The sequence below is a fragment of the Pseudomonas sp. B10(2017) genome (assembly GCF_002113295.1).
GTDB lineage: Bacteria > Pseudomonadota > Gammaproteobacteria > Pseudomonadales > Pseudomonadaceae > Aquipseudomonas > Aquipseudomonas pudica.
On sequence record NZ_NEJU01000006.1, the window covers coordinates 230,776 to 244,765 of the forward strand.

At 64.1% G+C, this 13,990-nt stretch carries 11 protein-coding genes; 10 read left to right on the plus strand and 1 reads right to left on the minus strand.

The features are described from left to right. Positions 1-157 precede the first annotated feature (157 nt). Positions 158-1,336, minus strand: a complete 1,179-nt coding sequence (gene hmpA, locus CAF92_RS10675) for an NO-inducible flavohemoprotein (protein WP_085600697.1) — start codon at positions 1,334-1,336, stop codon at positions 158-160. Positions 1,337-1,490: 154 nt separating this feature from the next. Here hmpA and norR point away from each other — a divergent pair, with 154 nt between their 5' ends. From norR to CAF92_RS10725, 10 genes are all read left to right on the plus strand, one after another. Continuing rightward, the gene (gene norR / locus CAF92_RS10680; RefSeq protein WP_085600699.1) at positions 1,491-3,044 is read left to right on the plus strand and encodes a nitric oxide reductase transcriptional regulator NorR; all 1,554 of its coding nucleotides are present in this window, start codon (positions 1,491-1,493) and stop codon (positions 3,042-3,044) included. Between the two features lie 182 nt (positions 3,045-3,226). Beyond that, positions 3,227-4,126 (plus strand): chemotaxis protein, encoded by a 900-nt coding sequence (locus CAF92_RS10685; protein WP_046616066.1) that lies wholly within the window; start codon positions 3,227-3,229, stop codon positions 4,124-4,126. Positions 4,127-4,214: 88 nt separating this feature from the next. After that, on the plus strand, positions 4,215-4,526 hold the full coding sequence (locus CAF92_RS10690) for a hypothetical protein (RefSeq protein WP_046616065.1): 312 nt from the start codon (positions 4,215-4,217) through the stop codon (positions 4,524-4,526). Next, positions 4,523-5,257, plus strand: coding sequence for a YkgJ family cysteine cluster protein (locus CAF92_RS10695; protein WP_085600701.1), 735 nt, complete (start codon positions 4,523-4,525; stop codon positions 5,255-5,257). Before CAF92_RS10690 ends, CAF92_RS10695 begins: the two co-directional genes overlap by 4 nt. Before the next feature lie 293 nt (positions 5,258-5,550). Then, positions 5,551-6,714, plus strand: coding sequence for an efflux RND transporter periplasmic adaptor subunit (locus CAF92_RS10700; RefSeq protein WP_085600703.1), 1,164 nt, complete (start codon positions 5,551-5,553; stop codon positions 6,712-6,714). Beyond that, complete coding sequence (locus CAF92_RS10705; protein WP_085600705.1) at positions 6,711-9,803, plus strand: multidrug efflux RND transporter permease subunit; 3,093 nt, start codon at positions 6,711-6,713, stop codon at positions 9,801-9,803. Before CAF92_RS10700 ends, CAF92_RS10705 begins: the two co-directional genes overlap by 4 nt. Positions 9,804-9,812: 9 nt before the next feature. After that, complete coding sequence (locus CAF92_RS10710; protein ID WP_025337735.1) at positions 9,813-10,487, plus strand: heavy metal response regulator transcription factor; 675 nt, start codon at positions 9,813-9,815, stop codon at positions 10,485-10,487. After that, the gene (locus tag CAF92_RS10715; protein WP_085600707.1) at positions 10,462-11,850 is read left to right on the plus strand and encodes a heavy metal sensor histidine kinase; all 1,389 of its coding nucleotides are present in this window, start codon (positions 10,462-10,464) and stop codon (positions 11,848-11,850) included. The genes CAF92_RS10710 and CAF92_RS10715 overlap by 26 nt, the downstream gene beginning before the upstream one ends. Positions 11,851-12,165: 315 nt before the next feature. Further along, positions 12,166-12,390: a hypothetical protein gene (locus CAF92_RS10720; protein WP_085600709.1), complete on the plus strand. Its 225-nt coding sequence runs from the start codon at positions 12,166-12,168 to the stop codon at positions 12,388-12,390. Positions 12,391-12,595: 205 nt separating this feature from the next. Next, positions 12,596-13,930, plus strand: a complete 1,335-nt coding sequence (locus CAF92_RS10725) for an OprD family porin (protein WP_085600711.1) — start codon at positions 12,596-12,598, stop codon at positions 13,928-13,930. The last annotated feature ends 60 nt before the right edge of the window (positions 13,931-13,990 follow it).

Here is a 13,990-nt window from a genome sequence, read left to right on the forward strand (position 1 = left end):
TAAAGGAAGATTAAAGATGAAAGCTGCACAGCCGCTTTCATCTCTCCTTTATAGGGAGATAGTTGAGGTGCGGCCCAGCGGCCGGGATAACTATTCTGCAAGCCTGCACCGGCCTCTTCGCGGGCAGGCCCGCGAAGAGGCCGGTGCAGGCACTACATCACTCCAGCGCAGCCGCCGGCCCGAAGAACTCGTAGCGGCTCTGCTGCTCTGGCACACCCAGGCCTTTCAGCTGGCGCTTGACCGCCGCCATGAAGCCCTTGGGCCCGAGGAAATAGGCATCCACGTCTCGCTCTTGCGGCAGCCATTCGCCGAGCAGGTCCTCACTCAGCAGGCCCACGGCATCAGCGGCGGCACCACCCTGCGGCTCTGCATAGCAGTAGAAGCGCTTGAGCTGCGGGTAACGCTTGGCCAGCTCGTCGATCCAGTCGCGGAAGGCATGCACGGCGCCGTTACGGGCACAGTGAATGAAATGCACCTCACGCTGGGTTTGCAGTGCCGCCTGCAGCATTGGCAGAGTCGGGGTAATACCCACGCCACCGCTGATCAGCACCAGCGGCTTGTCGCTCGCTGCCAGGGTGAAATCGCCAGCCGGCGGGAACAGCTGCAGGGTATCGCCCACCGCCAGCACATCGTGCAGGTAGTTGGAGACCTTGCCACCCGCCTCGCGCTTGACGCTGATGCGGTATTCCTTGCCGTCGCACAGTGCAGACAGGGAGTAGTTGCGGCGCTGCTCGGCGCCGTCGATGTCCAGCTTCAGGCCGATGTACTGGCCAGGCTCGGCCTTTAGCACCGGCTCGCCATCCACCGGGGCAAAGTAGAACGAAACGATCTCGCTGCTTTCCTGCTCACGGCGCACCAGGCGGAATTCGCGGGTACCGCGCCAGCCGCCTTCGGCTTCTTCCTTCTGCTTATAGAGGTTCTCTTCCGCGCCGATCAGGATATCGGCCAGCTGGCCATAGGCCGCGCCCCAGGCGTCGATCACCGCAGGGGTGGCGATCTCCTTGCCCAGCACTTCTTCGATGGCGCGCAGCAGGCAGCTGCCGACGATCGGGTAGTGCTCCGGCAGAATCTGCAGGGCAACGTGCTTGTTGATGATCTGGCCGACAAGGCCGCCAAGCTGCTCCAGCTGGTCGATGTGGCGGGCATACATCAGCACGCCGTTGGCCAGGGCGCGCGGTTGGTCACCGCTGGCCTGGTGGGCCTGATTGAACAGCGGGCGCACTTGCGGGTACTCGCTGAGCATCATCTTGTAGAAGTGAGTGGTCAGCGCTTCGCCACCGCTTTCCAGCAGGGGGACAGTGGCCTTGATGATTGCACGTTGTTCGGCATTGAGCATTGCAACAACTCCTGAGCCTGTGGCTTCAAATGACTGCTCGAGCTGTTACATCAATCGTGCCAACATTTATCTCCAGCAAAATCAGGGGGTTGACGCAGGTCATGTCAAAACGACCCACTTCGACGTATAGTCATATCGACTCACAGGAGTCCATATGACCACGAAGCCTCTGCTCACCACCCTGCTGCCCCTGGTTAGCGACCTTTCCCGCGACCTGCCCGACCAGGAGCGCTATCGCCGCCTGTTGCAGGCCATGCGTGGGCTACTGCCCTGCGATGCCGCCGCTTTGCTGCGCCTGGACGGCGAGTGGCTGGTGCCGCTGGCAGTGGACGGCCTGAGCCCCGATACCCTGGGCCGGCGCTTCCGGGTCAGCGAGCACCCACGCTTCCAGATACTGCTCAGCAGCGCGGAACCAACCCGCTTCGCCAGCGACTCGGAGCTGCCCGACCCTTACGACGGCCTGGTCAACGCCCCCGATGCCAACCTGGAAGTACATGACTGCATGGGCTGCCCGTTGATGGTCGATGAGCGCCCTTGGGGCCTGGTTACCCTCGATGCCCTCACCCCCGGGCAATTCCAGAGCCTGGAGCTGGGTGCCCTGCAGGCCTTCGCCAGCCTGGCCGCCGCCACGGTCACCGTGGCCGAGCGCATCGAGCACCTGGCCCTGCGCGCGGAAGACGAACACCACCGCGCGGAGATCTACCGCCAGGCCAGCGGCCAGGACAAAGAGCTGATTGGTCAGAGCCCCGCGCACAAGCGCCTGGTGGAGGAAATCCGCCTGGTCGGTGGCAGCGACCTGACCGTGCTTATCACCGGTGAAACCGGTGTCGGCAAGGAGTTGGTGGCCCAGGCCCTGCACCAGGCCAGCAACCGCGCCGACAAACCGCTGGTCAGCCTCAACTGTGCCGCCCTGCCCGATACCCTGGTGGAAAGCGAACTGTTCGGCCATGTGCGCGGTGCCTTCACCGGTGCCCATGGCGAGCGCCGCGGCAAGTTCGAACTGGCCAATGGCGGCACCTTGTTCCTCGACGAAGTCGGTGAGCTGCCATTGACGGTGCAAGCCAAGCTGTTGCGCGTGCTGCAGAGCGGCCAGTTGCAGCGCCTGGGCTCGGACCGCGAACACCGGGTGGATGTGCGCCTGATAGCAGCCACCAACCGCGACCTGGCAGCAGAAGTACGCAATGGCAATTTCCGCGCCGACTTCTACCACCGCCTCAGCGTATATCCGCTGCATGTGCCGCCGTTGCGCGAACGTGGGCGCGATGTGCTGCTACTGGCCGGCTATTTCCTCGAACAGAACCGATCGCGCCTGGGCCTGAACAGCCTGCGCCTGAGCAGCGAGGCCCAGGCCGCGCTGCTGGCCTACGACTGGCCAGGCAACGTGCGTGAACTGGAACACCTGATCGGCCGCTCGGCGCTCAAGGCGCTGGGCCAACATTCCGACAGGCCACGCATCCTCACCCTGGAAGCCATCGACCTGGACCTGCGCGCAACGGCAACGCCCGGCACCCCGCCCTCCCCTGCCGCGCCCTCGCCAGCAGCGCCGCTACCCGAGGGGGGGCTGCGTGAAGCTGTCGACAACTACCAGCGCCAGGTGATCGAGGCCTGCCTGCAGCGGCACGGAGAAAACTGGGCAGCGGCTGCCCGGGAACTCGGCCTGGACCGCGCCAACCTTAGTCGCCTGGCCCGTCGGCTGGGTCTGCGCTGATTGATACCTGTGGGAGCGGCTTTAGCCGCGAAGAATCCAAGCGGTGCATGGAACCGGCTGCGCCGGTGTTCGCGGCTAAAGCCCACAGGGTCCGGAGCATTCCCTGGCTCGGTGCAAAATGACTAAAGCCAAGCCCGAACAGGCCGATAACCGGTTATCCCCTGTTCCCCACGAAGGTCACCATGGCCACGCAAAATGCCCGCGCGGATTCGCTGTCCCTGCTGCTGTTCACCCTGCGCAGCGGCAAGTTGATGGCAATCAACCTGCTAAAGGTCAGCGAGATAATCCCCTGCCCGCCGCTGACCAAACTGCCCGAATCGCATCCCCACGTGAAAGGCGTGGCGACCCTGCGCGGCAATTCGCTGTCGGTCATCGACCTGTCCCGGGCCATTGGCGAACGGCCGCTGGCCGACCCGGACGGCGGCTGCCTGATCGTCACCGAGATCAGCCGCTCACGCCAGGGCCTGCATGTGCAAGCGGTCAGCCGCATCGTGCATTGCCTGAGCACCGACATCAAACCACCCCCCTACGGCTCGGGCAGCCGCTCGTTCATCACCGGCGTGACCCGGGTCGACAACACCCTGGTGCAGGTGCTGGACATCGAAAAAGTCATCCACGCCATCGCCCCGCCGGTGCCCGAGCAGCCTCACGGCAACTTGAGCGAGGAAGACGCCAGCCTGCTGGCCGCCGCCAACATCCTGGTGGTGGACGACAGCCAGGTGGCCCTGCAGCAGTCGGTGCACACCCTGCGCAACCTCGGCATCGAATGCCACACCGCGCGCAGCGCCAAGGACGCCATCAACGTGTTGCTTGAACTGCAAGGCACCGCGCAGGAAATCAACGTGATCGTCTCCGACATCGAAATGAGCGAAATGGACGGCTACGCCTTCACTCGAACCCTACGCGAAACCCCCGACTTCCAGCACCTTTACATACTGCTGCACACCTCGCTGGACAGCGCCATGAGCAGCGAAAAGGCGACCCAGGCCGGGGCCAATGCCATCCTCACCAAATTCTCCTCGCCGGAGCTGACCGATTGTCTGGTGGTGGCGGCGCGCGCTGTGGTGTTCGCCGAGCGTTGATATATTCGGAGACAAACTCCCCGGCTTACCGCCGGGGTCGAGTCGGGCATAATTCGCGCCCCTCGCAAGTAACTTGCCGGAATCGCGTATGAAGTTTCTCAGCTCTATCCTGATCAGTTGCGCCCTCTTCAGCGGTATCGCCCAAGCCTCCAGCAGCCAGGCCTGGAACGAGCAGCGCCAGCAGATGCTCAAGGCTTGCCTGGCCGCCAGCCAGTTCAAGGATGCCCACGCCCGAAGCAAGCCCGCCGAGTTCGATGACCAGATCGGCATGAGCGCCCTGCTGATCGAAGGTGTCTACCCCCAGAAGCACATGCAGCAGCGCACCGGCACCGAGCTGTGCCTGTACGACCGCCAGCACCAGCGCGCCTTTGTCAGCGAGTGGAGCCCGGAGGTCAAGTGACCGACAGCCTGCGTTTCGCCTGTACCGGCTGCGGCAAGTGCTGTACCGGCCACCACGTGCCCTTGACCCTGGCGGAAGCGCGCCGCTGGGCGGACAACGACGGCCAGGTGGTGGTGCTGATCGAAGCTTTCGTGGCAGACGGCCCCGGCATGCCGGTAGAACAGCGTGATCATGTGCTGCGTCGTTCCCACCCTGTGCCCTGTGGCGAAGGCGAGGCGCGCGTATCGGTGACCTTTGCCGCCTTCAACCCCGGGCGCTGCCGCAACCTCGACGACAACGACCTGTGCACTATCTATGACCAGCGCCCGCTGGTCTGTCGCATCTACCCGGTGGAAATAAACCCGCATATCCCGCTGCGGCCAGGCAGCAAGGACTGCCCGCCGGAAGCCTGGCAACAGGGGCCGGAGCTGATTCACGGCACGCAACTGGTCGATGCCGGGCTGGAGGCGCTGGTGCAGGCCTCGCGCCAGGCCGACCGCGATGACATCGCCGCCAAGGTGGCGGTGTGCCAGGCGCTGGGCATGACCACCAGTGCGCTCAAGGGCAACGGGTTTACTGCCTATCTGCCAGACATGGGCGCGTTCAGCGCGGCCCTGGCCCAGGTACCAGAGGTTGGTCGGGCACAGTGGGCTCTGCATGTGGAGGACGCGGCGCTGGTGGCGAGTTTGCAGGAACATGGTTTGCGCACCACCAACGAGCCCCCGGTGTATTACGCCTTCATCAGCTTCTAACTATGCCCTTGCAGGGCAACTGCCTTGCTCAAGAACCAAAGCCTGCTGTGGTCCCTGTGGGAGCGGGCGTGCCCGCGAACACCGGCGCAGCCGGTGCCATCCACCGCGTTGTATTCTTCGCGGGCATGCCCGCTCCCACAGGGGTCGCAGTTCGCATGCCAGATGTGTGATGGTGGTGCAGGCAAAACTGACAGCGCTGTCAGCCAGCGGTCACGCTGCCGACCCGGTTCGGGGGCTATAAGCTTGAATACAGACAACCATTCCCATCCCCTCTGGCCAAGGTGCCCACGCCGATGCGACGTCCGTCCCGCCCTGTCATCCTCGCCGCCCTGGCGCTCCTGGTCCTGGCGGTAGCGGGTATCTGGTTCGGCCAGCGCCAGCCAGCACCTGCCGCCCGTGCGCAAACCGCCATCCCGGTGCGCGTGGTCAGTGTCGTGCAGCAGGACGTGCCGCGCTACGCCAGCGCCATCGGCTCGGTGCTGTCGCTGCACAGCGTCGAAGTGCGGCCGCAAGTGGAGGGGGTACTGACCCAGGTGCTGGTCAAGGAAGGCCAGTGGGTGAAGGAAGGCGACCTGCTGGCCACCCTCGACGACCGAGCCATCCGGGCCAGCCTCGACCAGGCCCGCGCCGAACTCGGCCAGAGCCAGGCGCAGATCCAGGTAGCTGACGTCGACCTGCAGCGCTACCGCCTGCTGAGTACCGACGACGGCGTGTCGAAGCAGACCCTCGACCAGCAGCAGGCCTTGGTCAACCGCCTGCAAGCCACGGTCAAGGGCAACCGGGCGGCCATCACAAATGCCGAGGTGCAATTGTCGTACACGCAGATCCGCTCGCCAGTGACCGGCCGGGTGGGTATTCGCAACGTCGACCCCGGCAACCTGGTGCGTACCAGCGATACCCGCAGCCTGTTCAGCGTCACCCAGATCGATCCGATCGCCGTCGAATTCTCCCTGCCGCAGCAGATGCTGCCAACCCTGCAAAGCCTGCTTAAGGCGCCCACCCCGGCACTGGTTCAGGCCTACATGGATGCCGACGGCGAACGCAGCCTGCTCGGTGAAGGCCACCTGGCACTGATCGACAACCAGATCTCCGCCACCACCGGCACCGTGCGGGTAAAAGCCGAGTTCGACAACAAGGACGGCCGCCTGTGGCCGGGCCAGTTGGTCACCATCCGCCTGCGCACCGCCGTGGAGGAAAACGCCCTGGTAGTGCCACCGCCAGTGGTACAGCGCGGCGTCGACGGGCATTTCGTCTACCGCCTGGACGGTGACAAGGTCACCAGTGTGCCGGTCAAGGTGCTGTACCAGGACAGCGGGCTTAACGTCATCGCCGGGGTCAAGCCGGGCGAGCGCCTGGTGCTCGATGGCCAGTCGCGGCTCAAGCCCGGTTCGCGGGTCGAGGTGGCCCCCGACGCCCCCGCGCCGTCAGAAATAGCCGACCGCCGGAGCCAGCCATGAACACGTGCAACGGTGTTTCGGCCTGGTGCATCGATCACCCCATCGCCACCCTGCTGCTGACCTTCGCCCTGGTGCTGCTGGGGGCTATCGCCTTCCCGCGCTTGCCGGTTGCACCGCTGCCGGAAGCCGACTTCCCGACCATCCAGGTCACCGCCCAGCTGCCAGGCGCCAGCCCGGAAACCATGGCCTCGTCGGTGGCCACGCCGCTGGAAGTGCAGTTCAGCGCCATCCCCGGCATGACCCAGATGACCAGCAGCAGCGCACTGGGCTCAACCAACCTGATCCTGCAGTTCACGCTCGACAAGAACATCGACACCGCCGCCCAGGAAGTGCAGGCGGCCATCAACACCGCCACTGCGCGCCTGCCGCAAGACCTGCCCAACCCGCCGACCTGGCGCAAGGTCAACCCGGCCGACAGCCCGGTACTGGTGCTGACGGTCAGCTCCAGCCAGATGCCTGGCAACGACCTCAGCGACTACGCAGAAACCCTGCTCGCTCGCCAACTGAGCCAGATTGACGGGGTTGGCCTGATCAACATCACCGGGCAACAACGCCCGGCGATCCGCGTGCAGGCGCAACCCGAGAAACTGGCCGCCATCGGCCTGACCCTGGCCGACCTGCGCCAAGCCATCCAACAGACCAGCCTGAACCTGGCCAAGGGCGCGCTGTACGGCGAACACAGCGTGTCGACCATCGCCGCCAACGACCAGTTGTTCCACCCCGACGACTACGCCCAGCTGATCGTCTCCTACCGTGACGGTGCACCGGTGCATCTGAAGGACGTGGCCAAGGTGATCAATGGCGCCGAGAACGCCTACGTCAAAGCCTGGTCCGGCGACCAACCCGGGCTGAACCTGGTGATTTTCCGCCAGCCTGGCGCCAACATCGTCGATACCGTGGACCGGGTTCTGGCTGCCCTGCCCAAGCTGCAGGAGATGCTGCCGGCCTCGGTCGAAGTGTCAGTGCTGCAGGACCGAACCCAGACCATCCGCGCCTCGCTGCATGAAGTGGAGCTGACCCTGATGATCGCCGTGGCCCTGGTGATCGGGGTAATGGCGCTGTTCCTGCGCCAGTGGTCTGCGACCCTGGTGGTGTCCAGCGTGCTCGGCGTATCGCTGATCGCCAGTTGCGCGCTGATGTACATCTTCGGCTTCAGCCTGAACAACCTGACGCTGGTAGCCATCGTCATCTCGGTGGGCTTCGTGGTCGACGATGCCATCGTCGTGGTAGAGAACATCCACCGCCACCTGGAGGCCGGCGACGACAGCCGCACAGCGGCGCTCAAGGGCGCCGGGGAAATCGGCTTCACCGTGGTGTCGATCAGTTTTTCGCTGATCGCCGCGTTCATCCCCCTGCTGTTCATGGGCGGCGTGGTCGGCCGGCTGTTCAAGGAGTTCGCCCTTACCGCCACCGCCACCATCCTGATTTCGGTGGTGGTTTCGCTGACCCTGGCGCCAACCCTGTGCGCACTGTTCATGCGTCGCCCGCCCGGAGAGCACAAGGGCGGCTTTGGGGAGCGGCTGGTCGGGTGGTACGAAAAGGGCCTGGACCGCGCCCTCGCCCACCAGCGCCTGACCCTTGGCATGTTCGGCCTGACCCTGGCCCTGGCGGTGGCCGGTTACGTGGGTATCCCAAAGGGCTTTTTCCCGCTGCAGGACACCGGCTTCATCCTCGGCACCAGCGAGGCGGCGGCGGATGTGTCGTACCCGTCAATGATCGAGAAGCACCAGGCGCTGGCCAAAATCATCGAGGCCGACCCGGCGGTGCGCGCGTTCTCCCACTCGGTGGGCGTCACCGGCAGCAACCAGACCATCGCCAACGGCCGCTTCTGGATCGCCCTGAAGCCGCGTGGCGAACGCGATGTATCGGCCAGCGAACTGATCGACCGGCTGCGGCCCAAGCTGGCCCAGGTACCGGGCATCGTCCTGTACATGCGTGCCGGCCAGGACATCAACCTAAGCTCCGGCCCGTCGCGCACCCAGTACCAGTATGTGCTCAAGAGCAACGACGGCATGGCACTGAACCTGTGGACCCAGCGCCTGACCGAGCGCCTGCGGGAAAACCCGGCGTTTCGCGACCTGTCCAATGACCTGCAATTGGGTGCCAGCGTCACCCGCATCGATATCGACCGCCAGGCCGCGGCACGTTTCGGCCTGACCACCACCGACGTCGACCAGGCGTTGTACGACGCCTTCGGCCAGCGGCAGATCAGTGAATTCCAGACCGAGACCAACCAGTACAAGGTGATCCTCGAACTGGATGCCCGCCAGCGCGGCAAGGCCGAAAGCCTCAACTACTTCTACCTGCGCTCGCCGCTGACCAACGAGATGGTGCCGCTGTCGGCAGTGGCCCACGTGGCACCGCCCAGCACCGGGCCGCTGTCGATCAGCCACGACGGGCTGTTCCCGGCGGCCAACCTGTCGTTCAACCTGGCCCCGGGCGTGGCCTTGGGCGATGCCGTGACCATCCTCGAGCGCACCCAGCGCGAACTGGGCATGCCCGACTCCATCAGCGGCAACTTCCAGGGCGCGGCCCAGGCCTTCCAGAGCTCGCTGTCGAGCCAGCCGTGGCTGATCCTGGCAGCGCTGGTGGCGGTGTACATCATCCTCGGCGTGCTGTACGAAAGCTTCGTCCACCCGCTGACGATCATCTCCACCCTGCCCTCGGCCGGCCTCGGCGCACTGATCCTGTTGTGGGCCATGGGCCAGGACTTCAGCATCATGGGGCTGATCGGCGTGGTGCTGCTGATCGGCATCGTCAAGAAAAACGGCATCCTGCTGATCGACTTCGCCCTCGAAGCCCAACGCCGCCAGGGCTTGACCCCGAAGCAGGCGATCCACCAGGCCTGCCTGACGCGCTTCCGGCCGATCATCATGACCACCCTGGCCGCCTTGCTCGGCGCGGTGCCGCTGATGTTCGGCTTCGGCACCGGCGCCGAACTGCGCCAGCCACTGGGCATCGCCGTGGTTGGCGGCCTGCTGGTGAGCCAGGCGCTGACGCTGTTCACCACCCCGGTCATATACTTGGCCCTGGAGCGCCTGTTCCACCGCCGCCGGGCCGCCCGTGCGGCGGCGCCCAGTGCCAGTTAGGACAAGACCATGCGTGTGCTGATCATCGAAGACGAAGAAAAAACCGCCGACTACCTCCATCGCGGCCTCAGCGAGCAGGGGTTTACCGTCGACCTTGCGCGGGACGGCATCGACGGCCTTCACCTGGCCCTGGAAGGTGACTACGCGGTGATCGTGCTGGATGTGATGCTGCCAGGCCTGGACGGTTATGGCGTGCTGCGCGCCCTGCGCGCGCGCAAGCAGACACCGGTAATCATGCTGACAGCCCGTGAACGGGTCGAGGACCGTATCCATGGCCTGCGCGAGGGTGCCGACGACTATCTGGGCAAGCCGTTTTCCTTCCTCGAACTGGTCGCCCGCCTGCAAGCCCTGACCCGCCGTAGCAGCAACCATGAACCACTGCAGGTGCAGGTAGGTGACCTGTGGATAGACCTGATGGCGCGCAAGGCCACACGCGCCGGCCAGCGCCTGGAGCTGACGGCCAAGGAGTTCTCGCTGCTCAGCGTGCTGGCCCGCAGGCAAGGTGAAATCCTGTCGAAGACGGCGATTGCCGAGCTGGTCTGGGACATCAATTTCGACAGCGATGCCAACGTCGTCGAAGTGGCGATCAAGCGCCTGCGCGCCAAGCTCGACGGGCCTTTCGACAACAAGTTGCTGCACACCATCCGAGGCATGGGCTATGTCCTGGAAAACCGTGCGGGGTAATTCCATCGCACTGCGCCTGTCGGCGCTGTTCATCCTGGTTGCGCTGGGCGTGTTCCTGCTGATCGGTTCGGCGCTGTACCGCCAGGTCGACCGCAGCCTCGACCTGTTGCCGCAGGCCGAGCTGGATGCGCGCTTCAGCGTGCTCGAGTCCACCCTCAACCGCTTCGGCACACCGGAGCACTGGGTCAAGATCAACAACAAGCTCAACCTGCTCAGTGAAGAGGACAAGCGTATTCGCTTCTGGGTGGTCAGCAGCAACCCGGCCTACGAATACGGGCACCCCAGCGAGCTGGTCCGCGCCTTCGCCGAAGGTGCGCAGGGCATGCGCGACCTGCGCCTGCCCGACCGGCCCTACCCTTACAAGGTGCTGGTCAGCGAATTGCCGGCCCTGGGCGAGCGGCCGCCGCTGCGCTTTCTGATCGGCATAGACACCGAAACTTTCTGGCAGGCCCAGCACAGCCTGCTGGTAGCGATTGTCGGGCTGGCGGTGCTCGGCGTGCTGCTGGCCTCGCTGCTGGGCTACTGGGTGGCGCGCATCGGCCTGCGCCCGCTGCTGGCGTTGTCCGTTGAGGCCCAGGCGCTGGCGCCACCGCGCCTGGACGGGCGCCTGCAGACTGAGAGCCTGGCACCGGAGCTGGCCCAATTCGCCGGCGCCTTCAATGCCGCACTGGACCGAGTCAGCCAAGCCTATACACGGCTCGAAGCCTTCAACGCCGACGTCGCCCACGAATTGCGCTCACCGCTGACCAACCTGATCGGCCAGACCCAGGTGGCGCTGACACGCGGACGCAGCGCCGAGCACTACTTCGAAGTGCTGCAATCGAACCTTGAGGAGCTGGAGCGCCTGCGCAGCATCATCAACGACATGTTGTTCCTGGCCAGTGCCGACCAAGGCAGCAAGGCCACGGCCCTGACCCAAGCCTCGCTGGCCGAGGAAGTGGCGACCACCCTCGATTACCTGGACTACATTCTCGAAGACGCGCAGGTCGGCGTGAGCGTGAGCGGCGATGCCCAGGCGCCCATCGAAAAGGCCCAACTGCGCCGGGCGCTGATCAACCTGCTGAACAACGCCGTGCAACACACCGCACCGCACCAGGTGATCAAGGTGCAGATCGATGCCGGGCCGGAGCAGGTCAGCATCGCCGTGAGCAACCCGGGGCCGGCGATCGACGATGAGCATCTACCGTTGCTGTTCGAACGCTTCTACCGGGTGGATGCGGCACGTAGCAACAGTGGCGGCGGTAACCATGGTTTGGGGTTGGCGATCGTCAAGGCGATTGCGCTGATGCATGGTGGGGAAGTGTTCGTGCGTAGTGCCGCTGGGGCCAATACCTTTGGTATCAGGCTACCCACCCATGCCTGACAGGAGGTCGCGGTCGATGTGGGAGCGGCCTTGTGTCGCGAAAGGGCTGCGCAGCAGCCCCGACAAATGCTGCCATGGCACAGAACCTGGGGCCGCTTCGCGCCCCTTTCGCGACACAAGGCCGCTCCCACAAAAGTAAAGACCGCGTAGGCCCTCTAGCATGCAGGTTTGCGGCGAAAGTCCAATTGCTTTTCCTGCGATAGTTACCTTTTACGCAACAGTGCTTATCGCGCTTCGCTCTGTTTCAAGAGCTATGAAAGGACTAACTTTACCCCCGTCCTCATTAGCACTTGCACCGCAAGAAGGTAGTTTCAAATGTCCAACAGTATGGGTATTGCCAGCGTTTTCGTCCTGTCTTCCCTGTTGTTGTCGCCCCTGGCCATGGCTGAAGAATCCAAGGCTTTCGTCACCCGTAATGCCGAGTTCGCCGCGGTCCACCAAGAGGCCCGCGAAACCGTAGCCGCGCAACAGGCAGACACCGCGAAAGACGCAAACCAGACAGCTTCCAAGATCTCTGTCGATGCCAATGCCGACAGCTGATAAAGCGCTCTCGCTCCTCCCGTTTTCCCTTGGCTACGCCATGGGCACCACCGGTGCCGATATGTTAGCCTTTTAAAGCCGCTGCCGATCAGCGGCTTTTTTTATGTGCTTCAACTATCAGCCGAGCTGTAACGTCCATTTAAAAAAAAGACGCACATTCGAAAATAAAAACTGCCCCACCGCCAGACCCAAGGAGCTAGTAACGGTGCCTTCCGCGTTTCGTTTTACCCCGCTGTTCATTGCGTTGACTGCAACGATCCCTTTCGCCGCCCAGGCAGATGAAGACAAGGCTGATGGCTTCATCGAAGGCTCGTCCTTCAACCTGCATTTCCGTAATGCCTACTTCAACCGCGACAACCACAACGCCGGCGTGCGCGACACCCGCGAGTGGGGCCAGGGCGCGGTTGCACGCTTCGAGTCGGGCTACACCCCAGGTGTGGTCGGCTTTGGCCTGGACGCCCACGCCATGCTGGGCCTGAAGCTCGACGGTGGCGGCGGCCATGCTGGCACCAGCATCCTGCCTACTCACCAAAAGAACGAAGACGAACTGGGTGCTGCCCCGCACTCGTTCTCCACCGCCGGTGCCGCAGTCAAGCTCAAGGCGTTCGACACCGAGCTCAAAGCCGGTGACCTGTTCCTCACCAACCCAGTGATCGCCGGCGGCGAAACCCGCATGCTGCCGCAGACCTTCCGTGGTGTAAGCCTGACCAACACCAGCATCGACGGCCTGCTGCTCGAAGGCGGCCAGGTGAGCTTCACCAAGCCGTACAACCAGAGTGGCCACCGCCGCATCGACACCTATTACGGTTCGCTGGGCGAGCATGACAAGAGCAAGCACCTGAACTGGGCCGGCGCGTCGTGGAGTGGTACCCCTGACATCACCGCCAACCTGTATGCGGCCGAGCTGAAGGACATCTGGAACCAGTACTACGCCGATTTCGACTACACCTATGCGGTAAACGACCTGGTAAGCCTGAACCCGGGCGTGCACTTCTACCACACCCAGGACACCGGCCAGGCCTTGCTGGGCAAGATCGACAACAACACCTACAGCGTGCATTTCACCGTCAACGCCGGGTTCCACAGCGTCACCGCCGCCTACCAGCGGGTCAATGGCAACACGCCGTTCGATTACATCAACCTGGGCGACAGCATCTACCTGGACAACTCGCGCATGTACTCGGACTTCAACGCTCCGAACGAGCGCTCATGGAAGCTGCAGTACAACTATGACTTCGCTGGCGTGGGCATCCCTGGCCTGACCACGGTGCTGTCGTACTCGCGCGGTGAGGCCGACCTGACCAAAGCCGTCCAGGACACCACCCACTACGACTACTACCGTGCCGATGGCAAGAATGCCATGCACTGGGAGCGCGACCTGGACGTGAAGTATGTGTTCCAGGAGGGTGATCTGAAGGACCTGTCAGTGCTGGTGCGCTATGCCACCCACCGTGGCAGCCAGGGCTATGCATCGATCGACAGCAACAGCGACAACGATGAACTGCGCGTGATCATGGATTACCCGTTGAACGTGTTCTGATCCAGGACCGGATGCGAGGGCTTCGCCCTCGTTTCGCCGGCAAGCCAGCTCCCACATCGC